Origin of the sequence: Microcoleus sp. MOSTC5, assembly GCF_036701825.1 — a bacterium.
GTDB lineage: Bacteria > Cyanobacteriota > Cyanobacteriia > Cyanobacteriales > Microcoleaceae > Microcoleus > Microcoleus asticus.
In genome coordinates, this window is record NZ_JAUBRK010000155.1 from 1 (window position 1) to 2296 (window position 2296).

The following is a 2296-nucleotide window of genomic DNA, read 5'->3' on the forward strand; positions in this document are numbered from 1 at the left end:
ATGCACCTTACTTGCTCTCCCTTTTTGGACACTATACTTAATTTACCACTATTTAAGCCTTAACTGAACCGTATTGATTGATAGCGGCTGTCCGAGGAGAGTCGAATAGAAGGAGAATGGTTATCCAAACTGGCATGAATGGTAAACATACCAAAAATTAGAACATCTCCCGCCTCGAATTCGGAACTCAACCAACGTCCTCCGTATTTACAGCGCAAAGAAACCGGGTTTTTGGATAAGGCTCCATCCCACCATTTTTGATTTGACGCATACAAAGGGGCCGTTTTTCTGTTGGCACAATAGCGATCGACATCTTTACATCCATAGCTATTTTTAACAGTCTCTAGATGATGAGAATTTTCCAAAATCATCAACCCCCCTAATTCCCAAGGAATATCGCCTAATGGAGTCCAAGCCGTGTAAAGCTTGTCAGTTCCCCGTCCCATATACACAATGTCACAATGAGCGTAAGTTCCTTTTCCTGGGGCGACGGCTCTCAGCCAGGTGTAATCGTAATGCCGGACTTGACCGCCTAAAAAAATTCCAAAAAATTCCATCATCCGTCCCGAATAAAGCAGTGTTTTCAGTGTTGAACTCCTGCTTGCTAAATCGGGACGGAAATGTATGTTTAATCCAGGTTTAGCGATGCAATCTAGAACAGGACTTGAGACTTCCAAGCTTCCCTCAGCAGCTAAACAATCTGCAATTTCCTGACGAGATTGCCAAACCTCTTGAGAGTTAAGAAAGGCTTTTAAGTATAAATAACCGTCTTGTTGCATCCTCCGTCGCAATTACTCTGGCTGTCCGAGTACATCGGAGGAATCCCTTAAATAACCAAAAGCCTCCTCACTGCAATCTAGTTCATTACCTAGGGAACTTAGGGCTGTTTTTGTTTGTCTAATCAGCATCGTGGCTACCCGTTTAAGCCGGGACAGGAGAAACTTCAGTATTCAACAGATGTGCTGGATAATACCTTTACCGGGGGTGGATTATCCATCGTATCTGCTGGATAACATCCTAATTTTAAATTAAACAGAAACGAAAGCAGGTTCAGTCTGGGTTCTTGGGTGTTATCCGTGACTTTTGCTGGATACCACCCCCTATATCAGTCTTCTCCAAGATTAGCCTATGTCGCAACCTACCGCTCCTATGCAGCTTTACCGCTTGTTTGAGATAGAGCCTTCGCAGAGCAGGAACGAGTGCGATCGCCCCCCGCTGTATGTTGGGTTGAGCTTGTCATGTCAAGGCTTGTAAATCACTAGGTAAGGTGAAACCAAACATGATTCGATGGGGCGATCGCACCGGGGTTGAGGTGGAGAAGCAGTGATGAGTGTCGGGTTTCACTCTCAACCCGATCTCCTAGATCCGGTGAACGCATTAAGTTGAAGGATACAAAGCGCTCGCTTGCATTAGATTTCAAACTATAAATCTAGCAGTCACACTTCACTCTCCAAGCATTGGTCTTATCTGCAATCTCTAGAAGTTCTAATTAGAACCGCTATAAATAGAGCTCCGAACAGGACTCTACTGCTCTTTTTACCGCTCGGCTTGTTCACGTGTTAATAACAAAGCTTTTTGGATGGCTGCTTTTCCTTCTTCCGTTCTGTCTACAGCATTAAGCACAAATCCCAGGTTATAGTAAGCTGCCGCATAGCTTGGATCGAGTTCGATCGCTTCTTCAAATGCTGCAATTGCTGCATCAAATCGACCTTGATTACCAAGTATTTGTCCGAGGTATTGATATACAACAGCCGAATTGGGTGCCAGTTCTGTAGTGCGCTGAAGTACGGTGATAGCATCTTCGTATCTGCCCTACTTATTCAAAGCAACACCTAAATGGTAATGTGCAGCAGCAGATTGAGGAGCAACCTGAATTGCCTGTTGAAAATTATTAATTGCCTCGCCGTATCTCTCTAGATTTACAAGTACCATACCAAGACCAACAAAAGCCTGTGGTTGGCTCGAATCAATCTCGATCGCTTTTTGATAGACTGTCATAGCCTCGGAAAATCTTTGCCGCTCGGCTAGTGTCGCAGCCATATTCAGGTAAGCTGCTGAATAATTAGGTGCAATCCTAATAGCGTTTTGGTAGGCCCAGATAGCTTTCTCACCTTGACCTTGATAATCCAAAGCCATTCCTAGCTTGAGGTAGACATACGCATTACCAGGATCGTGCTTCAGAAAACGCCTCCATATTGACTCAGCCTCAACATACAGCACTTCCGGGTGTTATGAGGTACAATAAGAATAGATGAAAAAAATACACCAATGAAAGCATATTCAGTTGATTTACGAA

General features: G+C 44.1%; 4 protein-coding genes. 1 reads left to right on the top strand and 3 read right to left on the bottom strand.

The window, feature by feature from the left end; all coding sequences use genetic code 11:
- Positions 1-59 precede the first annotated feature (59 nt).
- Positions 60-779, bottom strand: a complete 720-nt coding sequence (locus tag QUA54_RS33975; RefSeq protein ID WP_333419395.1) for a phytanoyl-CoA dioxygenase family protein — start codon at positions 777-779, stop codon at positions 60-62.
- A gap of 349 nt (positions 780-1128) precedes the next feature.
- Here QUA54_RS33975 and QUA54_RS33980 point away from each other — a divergent pair, with 349 nt between their 5' ends.
- Positions 1129-1254, top strand: coding sequence for a hypothetical protein (locus tag QUA54_RS33980; protein WP_333419397.1), 126 nt, complete (start codon positions 1129-1131; stop codon positions 1252-1254).
- A gap of 282 nt (positions 1255-1536) precedes the next feature.
- Here QUA54_RS33980 and QUA54_RS33985 read toward each other — a convergent pair whose 3' ends face one another.
- Positions 1537-1794, bottom strand: a complete 258-nt coding sequence (locus tag QUA54_RS33985; protein WP_445301618.1) for a tetratricopeptide repeat protein — start codon at positions 1792-1794, stop codon at positions 1537-1539.
- Positions 1795-1812: 18 nt separating this feature from the next.
- Positions 1813-2220, bottom strand: coding sequence for a tetratricopeptide repeat protein (locus tag QUA54_RS33990; protein ID WP_333419401.1), 408 nt, complete (start codon positions 2218-2220; stop codon positions 1813-1815).
- Positions 2221-2296: the final 76 nt, after the last annotated feature.

Bases quoted from the DNA above. Each gene is read 5' to 3' on its own strand.
- QUA54_RS33975 (WP_333419395.1), bottom strand. From the start codon at position 779: ATGCAACAAGACGGTTATTTATACTTAAAAGCCTTTCTTAACTCTCAA.
- QUA54_RS33980 (WP_333419397.1), top strand. From the start codon at position 1,129: ATGTCGCAACCTACCGCTCCTATGCAGCTTTACCGCTTGTTTGAGATA.